Here is a 12266-nt window from a genome sequence, read left to right as displayed (position 1 = left end):
CAGCGGCTCCAGCTTCGGGCCCCGACGAGGAACAGACGCACCAGCAGCAGAAGTCACACAACAAATAACGATCAACTACTGGCGCAGGACACTAGTCGGCCTCCGGGGCGGGTACGCACACGACGTGGGCCGTGACCTCGGCGTGCGAGGCGGAGGCGTACCAGCCCTCGCGGCCGTCCGGGTCGACGACGGGGTGGCTGGCCAGGACGGCGTACCGGAGCGCGCCGTCCCGGGTGTGGTCCCAGCGGGAGGTGGAGTACCCGCCGGACCGCACGTCCGTGCCGCGCGGGCAGAACACCCTGCTGACGGAGACGGCCTCTGCGCCGGCGCCCTCGGGACCGGTGTCCCCGGAGAGGAACCGGGCGCCCGGGCCGGTCGCCTGCGTGGGGAGCGCGGTGGACAGCGTCAGGGCGAGCGCGGATACGGCGAGCAGGCCAGCGGCGTGGAGCGGCCGGAACAGGCCTTTGTTCATGTTCACGGAGGCGAGCGTGCCATGCAGAAACGATCCCCCGATGAACCGATTTGCGCCTGTTCACCCGGACGGCGCAACCGCGGTCCCGGCGGGGCGCGCCGGGTCGTGGCCGGTCAGCGGTGGCGGCGGGGGACCAGGGAGCCGACGAAGCCCGCCGCCGCTCCCGCGACGAAGGCGAGGCCGACCGTGCGCCACAGGACCGGCCGCAGTTCCACCTCGCCGCCGAGGCCGCCGCCGACGTCGCCGATGCCCAGGAGGGACAGGCCGAACCGGGCCTCGATCCGGGCCAGCAGACAGACCACCAGGGTGGCCAGAGCCAGGGCCACGGCCAGGTGGAGGGCGTGCTGCCAGGGGCGGACGTGCGCCGGGGAACGGGCGGCCGCGAGCGCGCCGGCGCCGAGCAGCAGGACGAGGGCGATCGGCACCAGCCACCATGCGCGGGCGTCGTGCTCCGCGAGCGAGGCCACGTCGATCGACGACAGCTCGGACCCGGGTGCGGAGCCGGAGCCGGTCGCCCGTAGCACCTGGTCCAGGACCTGTGGCATCGGCAGTCCGAAGGGCCCGTCGGCCTTGCCCTCCCAGGCGCCGCCCAGGCCCAGGGTGAGGGCGGGCCAGGCCAGGTTCGGCAGGCCCAGCAGGATCACCGCCATGGTCCGGGCGGCATGGCCCTGGGTCGCCGCCACGACCAGGCCGACCCCGATGCCGAGGACCACGTAGGCGAGGAGCAGCACGACCACCGCGAAAGCGGCCGGCCGCACGGCCGCGTGGAAGCGGACCAGGCGCGCCGGGAGCGGCGCGCGGCGCGAGACCAGCAGGGCGATCAGCAACAGGCCCAGGATCCACAGGAGTCCGAAGCCCAGCGAGGCGGGGATCGCCGCCTCGAAGCCCACCGTCGGTGCGGCGTCGAGGATTTCACCGATCTGGCCGAACGGGCTGTCCCCGGTGGAGAGCGAGAAGCTCTGGCGGGCGAGGAAGGCGATGCCGGTCAGGGCGAGCAGCCACAGGAGGACCAGGGGGGCCGCGCGGGACAGGAGTTCGCGTGCTCCGGCCACCGCCCGGTTGTGCAGGGGGCGCAGGAAGAGCCAGCCGGTGGTCAGGGCGCCGGCCAGGCTGACGGACAGGGGGAGCACGGACAGGCTCGCCTCGGCTCCCCCCAGGAGGCCGGCGCCGCCCGTCACGTCGACCGAGCCGCCGGCGGCCATCAGGACGACGGCGGCGACCACGTGCGGGAACGCCCCGCCCGGCAGGTCGCCCGCGCCGGCCAGGGCCAGGCCCGCGGAGGCCACGACGGCCATCACCGCGAAACCCGCGATGACCGTCACGAGGGCGTCGCGCCAAGCTCGCGCGGGTGGTGCCGCTGTAGGGCTCACCCTGCAACCGTAAACACGCTCGGCTTGCGGCCACCACCCGGACGGCGCACACAATGGTCGCCAGGAGTGCAATAAGTCCGGAGATTTCCGCGGATCAGGTGCGGAACACCCCTAAGGGACCGGAATCCCTCCGCCTGGGAAGAAGAGCCCGTGACCACACAACCCTCCGGCCAGCAGCCGCCGTGGCCGACAAGGCCCTCTCAGCCGCCGCCGAAGCCGCCGTCGTCCGAGCGCCCCACGGGACCGCCTTCCGGGCCACTGTCCGGCGGGGGCGAAGGCCCCCCGCCGCCCCCGCCGCCCGCTCCTCCCGGCGGCTCCGGGGGCACGCCTCCGCAGCCGCCGCCGAAACCCTGGTGGCGTTCGGTGCCCCGGCTCGCCACGACGATCGTCGCCATCGCCGCGGCCGTGGCCCTGGCCGTCGTACTGACCAGGCCGGGCGACGGCGGCACCAGCACCTCGGCGGGCGGTGAAGTGTTCCTGCAGCCCGCCGCGGCGACCGGGCCCGACCCCTTCACCAAGTCCACGGCCGCCAAGGAGGCCACGCCGCCTCCGGAGAGCCCGCCGCCACAGACGCCACCGCCGCGCAGCACGGCGCCGCAGGGCACGGCACCCCAGACGCCTCCGCCGCAGAGTGCCGCGCCGTCGAACCCCGCCTCGACCACGGCGAACACCCCCACGCGCAGCATCAGCGGATCCTCGCCGACCCTGTACGGGGGCACGCGGGACGTCGCCGCCTGCGATGTCGAGGGCCAGATCCGGGCGCTGTCGGCGGACCCCTCCAGGAACGCCGCGTTCGCCTCGTCCCTCGGCATACAGCCGGCGGACGTGCCGGCGTACCTGCGCTCCCTCACACCGGTGCAGCTGCGGATGGACACCCGGGTCACCAACCACGGCTACCGGGACGGCCAGAGCACCAGCTACCAGGCCGTGCTCCAGGCCGGGACGGCGGTGCTCGTGGATGACCGCGGGGTGCCGCGGGTACGGTGCGCCTGCGGGAACCCGCTGGGCCCGCCGGTGGCGCTCAAGGCCAACCCCAAGCGCTTCGGGCAGCCTTGGACCTCCTACCAGCCCTCGCAGGTCGTGGTCATCGCACCGGCCGCGACGATCGTGAACAAGTTCGTGATCTACGACCACCGGGACAACAGCTGGTACGAGCGCGACCGGGGCGGCGGCCACCACGGCAAGCCCGACAGGCCGATCCCGCCGCCGCCGATCCCGACGCCGCAGTTCACCACCCCGCCGTTCACCACCCCGCCGTTCACCACGCCGCCACCGTCCTCGCACTCCCCGTCGGTGTCGCCCTCGGACTCGGGGTCCAAGTCCCCGTCGACCTCCCCGTCGCAGTCCCCCTCGGGATCGCCTTCGGTTTCCCCCACGGTCTCGCCCAGCGAGTCCCCCTCGAAGTCGCCGTCGAAGTCACCGTCGGAGTCGCCGTCGAAGACCCCGTCGAAGTCCCCGTCCGAGACTCCGTCGAAGCCGGCCTCCGAGTCCCCGTCGGCGTCGCCGTCCAAGTCTCCGTCGAAGTCCGAGTCGAGGGTGGCTTCGCCGTCTCCCTCGAAGTCGCCGGCCGCGACGGCGCCCACCGCTGCCCCCAGCTCGCCGTCGGCGCCGCGGAGCTCGTCGGAACCAACCGCTCCGGCGACGCCCAAGGCCTCCTCGGCGGCGCCGGAGCCCAAGCCGTCCGTGTCGTCGGCGCAGCCTGAACCGCCTCCTCCGACCCAGCCTCCGCCGCCTCCGCCTCCTCCTCCGACCCAGCCTCCGCCTCCTCCGACCCAGCCTCCGCCTCCTCCGCCGACCCAGGCCGAGCCCGGAGAGGGGGGTGACGCGGGCACCGGCACCGGAAACGGAGGTCAGTGACCGACAGCGGTAAGAGGTCCCTCTCCACGCGGACCTCCCCGTGGGCCACCGGCCCGCGGGGAGGTCCGCGCACGGGGGAGGCCGTCAGCGGACGCGGCCGTACAGGTTCGGGTCGTAGGCGCTGAAGCTGGAGACGCGGACCTGGCGGCCCGGCCGGGGGGCCTCGATGTACTTGCCGTCGCCCAGGTAGACGGCGACGTGGTGGACGCCCGCGGCGCTGCCGTCGGAGGTCCAGAAGACCAGGTCTCCGCGGCGGAGTTCGGAGCGGGAGACAGGGGTGGTGGCCCGGTACTGGTCGGAGGCCACGCGGGGGAGGGAGATGCCCGCGGAGCGGTAGGCGGCCTGGACCAGGCCGGAGCAGTCCCAGCCGTGCGGGCCGTTGCCGCCCCAGACGTAGGGGTCCCCGAGGTGGCTGTTCGCGAAGGCGATGGCGCCCTCGGTGCCCTGGCGCACGGGCGTGCCGGAGCCGCTGGAGGAGCCGCCCGAGGAGCCCGTCGAGCCGGAGGAGCCCGTACGGCCGCTGTTGCGCTCGTACTTGTCCTTGTGGCCGGTCCAGCGCCACCATCCGGTCGCGTCCTTGTACCAGTACACCCGGTCCGTCGCGTCCCAGCCCGCCCGGCCGCGGAAGACCGGCTCCGAGGTGCGCACCGAGGACGAGGACGAGGCGGAGGAGGACGGGGCCGGTGCCTTGGGGGTCGAGGAGCCGCCGCTGTTCGCCGCGTACTTGTCGTGGTGCGCGGTCCAGCGCCACCATCCGGTCGCGTCCTTGTACCAGTATTTCGAGCCGTCCCAGCCGGCCCGCGCCGGTGCCGGCTCGGCGGACGCGGCGCCCGCGCCGGTGCCCACCAGCAGCGTGGCACCCACGGCCGCGACCACGGCGCCGCGCAGGGTGCAGCGACGGTGGGGGGCGGCCGTCACCGCCCTCGTGCCGCGGGCACAAGGGGCGCACGCGCAGTCGTCGGGTATCTGCTCGGTGAACTCGGGCGTCCGCATACGGGTTTCCTTTCCATCGGGGGATTCCTCAACGGGCGTCGGCGGCGGGGCCGCGCGCCGTGTAGAAGGCCACGGTCAAGTCCTTGACCAAGGCCTTGCGTTCGTAGTCGTCCAGGCTGACGAGTCCGCGCTCGGACATCCGGTGGACGGTGTCGTCGACCGCGTCGAGGACGGAGGTGAGGACGGAGTCCCGGTGCCGGGCGTCCAGGGAGGCGATCCGTCGGCGCTGCATCGCGGCGGCGACCTCGGGCGCGTACTCGACGTGCAGGGGACGGGCGGAGAAGACCTCGACGCCGACGGCCCTGCACTCGGAGGCGAGCAGCCGGGTCAGCTCGTCGCCGACGGCCTCGGTGTCGCGCAGGGTCCCGGGACCGGCCGGTTCCGGGCCGAAGGAGTCGGCCGGCATCCGGGAGAGCACCCGCACGGTCGCGGACTCCACCTGTCCGCGCAGGTAGGCGGTGTGGTCGTCGACGCCGAGCAGCGCGCGCGAGGTGTCCTTGACCCGCCACACGACGAGGACGACGGCCCGCAGCGCGGTACCTTCGGCGTCGACGACGGACAGCGGCTCGCTGCGCCAGTGGCGCAGCCTCACGTCGACCCGGGCGTGCCGGGGCAGCGGGTGGGACCAGACGAGGCCCGTACGCCGGATCGTGCCCCGGTAGCGGCCGAAGAGGGTGAGCGACCAGGCGTGGCCGGTGCGGCCCCGGCGCAGCCCGCCGAGGGCGGCGAGGGTGAGGACCGCGCACCCGGCGACGAGGACGAGCGGCCAGGCCTCGGCGGGGGAGGCGGGGGCGCGGAGGTCCTGGTACCGGGCGACGGCGGCCGCGCCGGTGGTGGCGAGCGCCGCGACGGCCAGGGCCCACCAGCCGGAGCAGGACCACGCGGGGCGCTCGACGAGCTCGGGGTCGAGTACGGGGGGCAGCGTCCGCGGGGAGGAGGTGACCGGCGTCGGCTGCGGGGCGGGCCGGGGTAGCGCTCCGCGTACGGGGGCACGGCGGAGGGTGTCGGGATCCGCGGGGCCGCCGGGGGTCGTGACGGGGCCCATGAGGTCGGTGGAGGCCACCACGGCGCCCGTGGCGCTCGTAGTGCCCGGAGAGCTCGCAGTGCCCGGTGTGCCCCGTGTGCCAGGAGTGCCTGCCGGGCCGCCGGGACCGGTGCCCCCCGTGCCGTGGCCCGTGGCGCCCGTGGGGGCGTCGCGCGGGTCCTCGTCGCGGAACAGCGGGCCGAGGACGAGCGGGTCCCGGTACGGCCGCACGACGAGACCGCCGCGGCCGGTCCAGGTGCCGACGGGCTCGCGGCGGCCGGGGGCGGGACCGGGCCCGGGGCCGCGGGCGCCACCGCCGCCAACGGCACCACCGGGGTCGCGGGGACCCCCGGAGCTGCCGAGCGGGACGGGTGTCCGGTCCTGTGTCCGGTCCGGTGCCCGGTCCTGTGTCCGGTCCGCAGTCAGGTCCGGTGCCCGCGCCCCGCCCGCCTCCGTCCCTCCCCTCGTCCCGGCTGCCGGACCTCCGGTCCTGTTCGCTGCTTGCGACAAGCCACACCCCACACGGCCGTGGCGTCAACCGTCCGGTGGCGGAGGGTTTCTGACGCCGTTGAGAATGATCAAGATCAGTTCGATCTTCGCAACACCGGACAAGTCGCCTCTTCGGTAAAGGTCACGACAGAAGGGGACTTAGGTCCCTTTTCCTCGTGGAGCGGCCGCACGGAGTGCCGGCGACCCGGCGGACCCGGCGCGGGCGGCCGAAGAGTGAGATCCTGAAGACGTGGCCGACGAGGGAGTGATCCCCGAGGTCGAGTGGCCCGCCCGGCCGGACACGAGCCTCGCGCTCAACCGCATGGGCACCTTCGACTGGGACCTCGACAGCGGGCAGATGTTTCTGGACGCCACCGCTCTCGAGGTCGTCGACCTGCGCCCCGACGAGTTCACCGGCACCTCCGCGGGCCTGCGTCCCCGCCTGGCGTCGGGCGAGGAGGCCCGGCTCGACGCCCGGGTCGCGCAGGCGCTCAAGGCCGGCCGCAGCCACTACGGGGCCTACGTCCGCAGCCGCCGCCGGGACGGCTCCCGGGGCTGGACCCACATCCAGGGCCACATCCTGCGGGACCCGCGCGGCCGCCCGTACCGGATCATCGGCATCATCCGCGACGCCGCCCACGACCCGGGCGAGCCCGGGGCGGGCGGGGAGCGGGACGAGGGCCGGCGCCGGCTGACCGGGGTCGTCGAGCGGACCACGGCGATCCTCGCGCACGCCCGCACCGTCAACGACGTCACCGACGTCCTGAAGGACCCCGAGGCGCTCGGGCATCTCGGCGCGGTCAGCATCATGCTCGGCGTCGTCGACGGCGCCCGGATCCATCTGGTCGCCGAGGGGCAGCTCGGCTCGTACGTGCCGGAGATCGAGTACACGCGGATCGACGCCGCACTGCCGATGAGCGAGGCCGTACGCAACCTGCGCCCCGTCTACGTCGGTTCCCGCGAGGAGTTCCAGCAGCGCTTCCCCCAGCTGTGGCCCTACATCGAGCCGCTGGCCGTGCAGAGCGGGGTCTACCTGCCGCTGATCGCCCAGGGCCGGCCCATCGGCGCGCTCGGACTGCTCTACACGTGGGACGGGGAGTTCACCGCCGAGGAGCGGAACGTGCTGATGGCCCTGGGCAGCGGCATCGCGCAGAGCCTTCAGCGCGCCATCCTCTTCGAGCAGGAGCACGATCTCGCGGACGGCCTCCAGCGGGCCATGCTGCCGCGCCGGATCCCCGAGGTGGCGGGGGCGCGGATCGCGGTGCGGTACCGGGCCGCCCGGATGGGCCGGGACATCGGCGGCGACTGGTACGACGTCATCCCGCTCGGCGGGGACCGCGTCGGGGTGATGATCGGCGATGTGGAGGGGCACGACACGGACGCCGCCGCCGTCATGGGACAGCTGCGGATCGCGCTGCGCGCGTACATCTCCGAGGGTCACACCCCCGGCACGGCCATGGCGCGGGCCTCGGCCTTCCTCCGGGAACTGCAGACGGACCGGTTCGCCACCTGCACGTACGCCGACATCGACCTCGGCACCGGCATGGCCCGGCTCGTCCGCGCCGGACACCTCGACCCGGTGGTGCGCCGCGGGGACGGCAGCTGCCACCGGGTCCAGGTGGCGGGCGGGCTGCCCCTGGGCCTGCCGGCGCGCGAACCGCCGGAGGGCGGCCGTTCCGGCGGTTCCGGATATCCCGTCGCCAGCCTCGAACTGCATCCCGGCGACACCCTGCTCTTCTGCACGGACGGCCTGATCGAACGGCCCGGCGGTGACTCCGACACCGGCATGCGGGAGTTCATGGAAGCGGTCCGCAACGGCCCGGTCGACGTGGAGGAGCTCGCCGACGTCCTGTGCGACCTGGTCGGGGACGCGGGCGGCGGGGACGACATGGCCCTGCTCCTGCTGCGCCGCCGTGGCACGCCCGCCGCGCGCGGCGGGGGCCCGCTGAGCCACAGCCTGACCCCCGGCGACCCGCACGCCCCGTCGATGGCCCGCCACCTGATCCGGGCGGCGGCCGCGGCCTGGGGCGCGTTCGACCAGGCCGACGAGATCGAACTGGCGGCGGACGAGCTGATGACCAACGCCCTGGTCCACACGGAGGGCGTCGGCCACATCAGCATGCGGCTGACCGGCGAAGGCCGGATCCGGATCGAGGTGGAGGACACCAGCAGCGCCCTGCCGCGGCGGCGGGAGGCGGGCGACTGGGCGGTGTCGGGGCGGGGTCTGATGCTGGTGGACCGGCTGGCGGACGCCTGGGGCGTGGAGCCGAGGGGGAGCGGGAAGTGCGTGTGGTGCGAGTTCTCCGTCCCGGGCCGCGCCCCCGACGGCGAGGCCCCCGGCGGCGAGGCCCCCGACGCGGATGCTCCTCACACCGAGGCACCGCAGGCCGGGGCTCCTCACGCCGAGGCACCGCAGGCCGAGGCCCCCGACACGCCCGCCGCCGACGTGTAGCGCCCGCCTGCGGGCCGCGGTTCCCGTCCGCCGTAGCGCAGCGCGGGGACGCGGCCGGGTTGCCCGGCCTCGACCGGCTGCGCGGGCGCTTACAGGGAGAGGGCCCGCTGACATCCGGGCCGGGCCCAAGACGGCGTGCCGGGCCGCGGGCGAATGGCTGATTGTTCACGGCCGCACGCTGTGTTCATGTGCTCATATGTCGTGACCTGGCCGATCCTGCCGGGGTGCCGAACCCGCGTCCGCGCCGCTCCCCGGTCCCGTTCACCCTCCTGTCCGTCCTGCTCACGATGGTCCTCGCAGGCCCGGCGGCCCACGCCGCGGCCGACGGCGACGGCGACGCGGCGGGGGTCGAGACCGCCCGCACCTCCCGCCAGGTCGCCCCCGGGATCCGCCTGGAGTCGTACGACCGGCTGGAAGCCGACCGGTGGCTCCGCATCGACGAACTCGACGTCGAGCTCACCCGCTCCGGGGTGCGGGCCGCCTACCTGAGCCCCGGCGGCCCGGGCGTCGCCACGGTGGCCGACGCCGCGGCCCGGCACCGAGCCGGTGGCGGCCGCCGCGTGGTGGCCGCCACCAACGGGGACTTCTTCGACATCCGGGGTACGGGCGCCCCCCTCGGCCCGGGCATCGCCGGCGGACGGCTGCTGCACGCGGCCTCGCCCGGCGCGGGCCGGGCCGTCGGATTCGGCGCCGACGGCGCCGGCCGGGTGCTCCGCATCGCCCTCGACGGGAGCGTCGTCCTGCCCGGTGGAGCGGTCCGGCCTCTTGTCGGCCACAACACGGCCAGGCCGCCCGCCGAAGGCTTCGCCGCCTACACCTCCGACTGGCCGGCGGCCGCACTCCCCGCCCTCGGACCGGCGGTGGAGCTGCGCGACGGGCGCGTCACAGCCGTCAGGGGGGCCGTCCGGCCCGCCGACGGCGCGGGGGTACGCCGCCCCGAGCGCCGGGACCGCCCCGCACCCGGCACCACGCTGCTGGTCGCCGGCGGCGCCGCCGCGCCCGAGCTCGCCGCCCTGCGCCCCGGGGACGCGGTCGCCGTCACGGCCCGGGCCGCCGCACCCGAGGGCGGACCGGTCCCGGTCGGCGCGGTCGGCGGCCGGGAGGCGCTCGTCGTGGCCGGGATTGCGCAGAACCACGACGGCGAGCCGAACAACGCCGCCGCCCCGCGCACCGCCGTCGGCTTCTCCCGGGACGGCCGTCGGCTCCGCCTGGTCACCGTGGACGGCCGCCAACCGGACAGCGGGGGCCTGACGCTGACGGCGCTCGGCCGGCTGATGCACCGGCTCGGCGCGCACGAGGCCCTCAACCTGGACGGCGGCGGCTCCTCCACCCTGCTCGCCGCCCTCACGGGGTCCGCGGCGCTTTCCCTGGAGAACTCGCCCTCCGACGGCCGCCTCCGCCCGGTGCCCAACGGCTTGGTGCTGACGGCCCCGGCGGGCTCGGGCCCGGTCGCCGGATACCGGATCGAACCCGTCGGCGCCGGCCGGGCAGGTGGGGGGAGCGAGGGAGACGCGCCGGCCGGGCGCCGGGTCTTCCCCGGCCTGCACCGCACCCTCGTGGCGATCCCCTACGACACCGCCCTCGGCCCCGTCCCCGGGCCGGCCGCGTCGTCCGCCCCCGTGTGGTCCGCCGATGGTGGCCGGGGCCGGATCGACACCCCCGGGGTGCTGCGCGGGCTGGGCGCGGGCCCGGTGGACGTGCACGCCCGGCGCGGGACGGCACACGGCACGCTCCGCCTCGACGTCCTCGGCCCGCTGACCCGGGTCCGGGCCGCTCCGGAGCGGATCGGGCTCGCGGAGGAAGGGGAGAGCGCACGCTTCGTGCTGACCGGGTACGACGCGCAGGGCGCCGCAGCCGTCGTCGAACCCCGGGACGTCCGACTGGAGTTCGATCGCTCGCAGTGGAGCGTCACCGACGACGGCCGCGGCGGATTCACCGTGACCGCCCGCGTCCCGCGCGCTGCCGGAAAGCTGCGCGCCACCGTCCGAGGAGACGCCGCGGGCGCAGTGAGGAGGGCGGGCTCCGAGGGCACCGCGAGCGCGGCCGGCACCACGACCACGACCACGGCCGAACTGGCCCTGGGCGTAGGGCTGTCCGACCGCCCGCTCGCCGATCTGGAGGATGCCGACCGGTGGACCGGCCACGGGGCCGGACCGGGGGACGGGCATCCGGGCCGGGGCCTCGCCCTCACGCTCGCCGCCGCCGGAGCTGACGCCGCCGAGGCCGCGCGGACCGCCGCCGCAGCCCCGCCCCGGCCGCTCCGGGTGCCGGAGCTGGCCCGTTCGCTCTCCCTCTGGGTCAACGGCGACGGCTCCGGAGCCCGGCCCGCCGTGGAACTCGCGGACGGCGACGGGAGAGTCACCACCCTGCGCGGACCGGCCGTGGACTGGAGCGGCTGGCGGGAGGTCAGCCTTCCGCTGCCGACGACCGCGCAGCGGCCGTTCACCGTGACCGGGCTCTCCGCGGTCGCGGGCCCGCGACCGGCGAAGCTGCTGCTGGACACCCTGGCGGCCCGGACCCCGCCCACCGGGTCCGTGCGCCCCGCCGCCGCGCCGGATCCGATCGTGGCCACGGCCGCCGAAGTGGGCTCCAGGCCCTGGCGGTTCGCGGTAGAGGCCGCCGCACCGACCGGCACGGCACCGACCGGAACGGCACCGACCGGAACGGGCGCCGGTCTCGTCCTGACCGGCACGGTCCGCCCCGCCTTCGTCCACCGCGGCGTACGGTTCCTGCCGCTCGACGCCTCGCGCCGCACCCTCGACGGCGGCGGCCTCGCCAGGATCCGGGCCCTGCGCGCCGCGCTCGAGGCCGCCGCCCGGGAGCCCGGCACGGGTGCCTTGGCCGTCGTACAGCAGTACGCGCCCGGGTCGGCGGACCGCAAGGAGACCGTCCTGCGGCTGCGCTGCCTGGCGGATTTCCGGCGTACCACCGGCAAGCGGGCCGCCGTCGTCACCGTCGGAGCCCCCCGCTTCGCGGCCGGCCGCACCGAGGGGGTCCTCACCCTCGAGGCGCCGCGCACCGGCCGCACCCTGATCGGCGCCGACGCCTTCGCCGCGGGGGACTGGCTCTCCGTGCTGCCGCCTACGACACCTGCGCCGTCCGGCCGGTGACCCGGGCGGTGAAGGCGTCGAGGTTGGCCAGGGCGCGGGCGATCTTCTCGTCCACCGTCAGCGTCTCCTCGTAGCCCCGGGTCGTCAGCTTCGGCTGGCGCTTGCCCCGGATGTAGAGGGAGCAGGCGAGGTCGGCGCAGACGTAGGTGCCGATCGTGTTGCCCTCGCGGCCGCGGGCACCCGCGAGCGGGGCGACGAGGAGGGTCACGCCCGAGGCGGTGTGCGAGGTCAGACAGATCTGGCAGATGCTCGACTTGAAGCCGCCCACCCGGTTCGCGGCGGGGACCCGCAGCGCGATGCCGAGGGGGCCGTCCGGGCCGGGCCGCACGAGGTGCGCGCGCAGCGGCGCCGCCGGGTCCACCCAGCCGAGGAAGTCCAGGTCCTGCCAGGGGAGTTCGGCGAAATCGGTCGGCAGCTTCAGACGCGCCGCATCGCCCTTGCTGCAGTTCACGAACGACGAGCGGATCTGTTGGTCGGTGAGCGGTTCCATGGGAATCCA

Annotated in this window: 8 protein-coding genes and 1 pseudogene; 3 read left to right on the top strand and 6 right to left on the bottom strand. The window is 75.6% G+C overall.

Annotated features, from left to right (window positions below; all coding sequences use genetic code 11):
* Positions 1 to 91: 91 nt before the first annotated feature.
* Positions 92 to 478, bottom strand: coding sequence for a hypothetical protein (locus tag ABZY44_RS24730; RefSeq protein WP_356657361.1), 387 nt, complete (start codon positions 476 to 478; stop codon positions 92 to 94).
* A 107-nt stretch (positions 479 to 585) separates the two neighbouring features.
* Positions 586 to 1842 carry a streptophobe family protein gene (locus ABZY44_RS24725; RefSeq protein WP_356657359.1) on the bottom strand — a complete coding sequence of 419 codons (1257 nt, stop codon included), beginning with the start codon at positions 1840 to 1842 and terminating at the stop codon, positions 586 to 588.
* 150 nt (positions 1843 to 1992) lie between these two features.
* Between ABZY44_RS24725 and ABZY44_RS24720 the strand changes: the two are divergent.
* A pseudogene (locus ABZY44_RS24720) lies at positions 1993 to 2949 on the top strand (DUF6777 domain-containing protein); the annotation flags it as partial.
* Between the two features lie 17 nt (positions 2950 to 2966).
* Here ABZY44_RS24720 and ABZY44_RS24715 read toward each other — a convergent pair.
* From ABZY44_RS24715 to ABZY44_RS24705, 3 genes are all read right to left on the bottom strand, one after another.
* Positions 2967 to 3518 (bottom strand): hypothetical protein, encoded by a 552-nt coding sequence (locus tag ABZY44_RS24715; RefSeq protein WP_356657363.1) that lies wholly within the window; start codon positions 3516 to 3518, stop codon positions 2967 to 2969.
* A gap of 265 nt (positions 3519 to 3783) precedes the next feature.
* Positions 3784 to 4692, bottom strand: a complete 909-nt coding sequence (locus tag ABZY44_RS24710; protein WP_356657357.1) for a C40 family peptidase — start codon at positions 4690 to 4692, stop codon at positions 3784 to 3786.
* Positions 4693 to 4720: 28 nt separating this feature from the next.
* Positions 4721 to 5947: an SPFH domain-containing protein gene (locus ABZY44_RS24705; RefSeq protein WP_356657354.1), complete on the bottom strand. Its 1227-nt coding sequence runs from the start codon at positions 5945 to 5947 to the stop codon at positions 4721 to 4723.
* A 508-nt stretch (positions 5948 to 6455) separates the two neighbouring features.
* Here ABZY44_RS24705 and ABZY44_RS24700 point away from each other — a divergent pair.
* Both ABZY44_RS24700 and ABZY44_RS24695 read left to right on the top strand, forming a co-directional pair.
* Positions 6456 to 8657 carry a SpoIIE family protein phosphatase gene (locus ABZY44_RS24700; RefSeq protein WP_356657352.1) on the top strand — a complete coding sequence of 734 codons (2202 nt, stop codon included), beginning with the start codon at positions 6456 to 6458 and terminating at the stop codon, positions 8655 to 8657.
* A gap of 224 nt (positions 8658 to 8881) precedes the next feature.
* On the top strand, positions 8882 to 11767 hold the full coding sequence (locus ABZY44_RS24695) for a phosphodiester glycosidase family protein (protein WP_356657350.1): 2886 nt from the start codon (positions 8882 to 8884) through the stop codon (positions 11765 to 11767).
* Here ABZY44_RS24695 and ABZY44_RS24690 read toward each other — a convergent pair.
* Complete coding sequence (locus tag ABZY44_RS24690) at positions 11739 to 12257, bottom strand: FBP domain-containing protein (RefSeq protein ID WP_356657348.1); 519 nt, start codon at positions 12255 to 12257, stop codon at positions 11739 to 11741. The genes ABZY44_RS24695 and ABZY44_RS24690 overlap by 29 nt on opposite strands.
* Positions 12258 to 12266: the final 9 nt, after the last annotated feature.

This window comes from Streptomyces sp. NPDC006544 (assembly GCF_040611715.1).
Classification (GTDB): Bacteria; Actinomycetota; Actinomycetes; order Streptomycetales; family Streptomycetaceae; genus Streptomyces.
Note: the sequence above shows the minus strand (reverse complement) of the source record. Positions and strands in the feature narration are given on the sequence as shown.

Bases quoted from the DNA above. Each gene is read 5' to 3' on its own strand.
- ABZY44_RS24710 (WP_356657357.1), bottom strand. From the start codon at position 4,692: ATGCGGACGCCCGAGTTCACCGAGCAGATACCCGACGACTGCGCGTGC.
- ABZY44_RS24690 (WP_356657348.1), bottom strand. From the start codon at position 12,257: ATGGAACCGCTCACCGACCAACAGATCCGCTCGTCGTTCGTGAACTGC.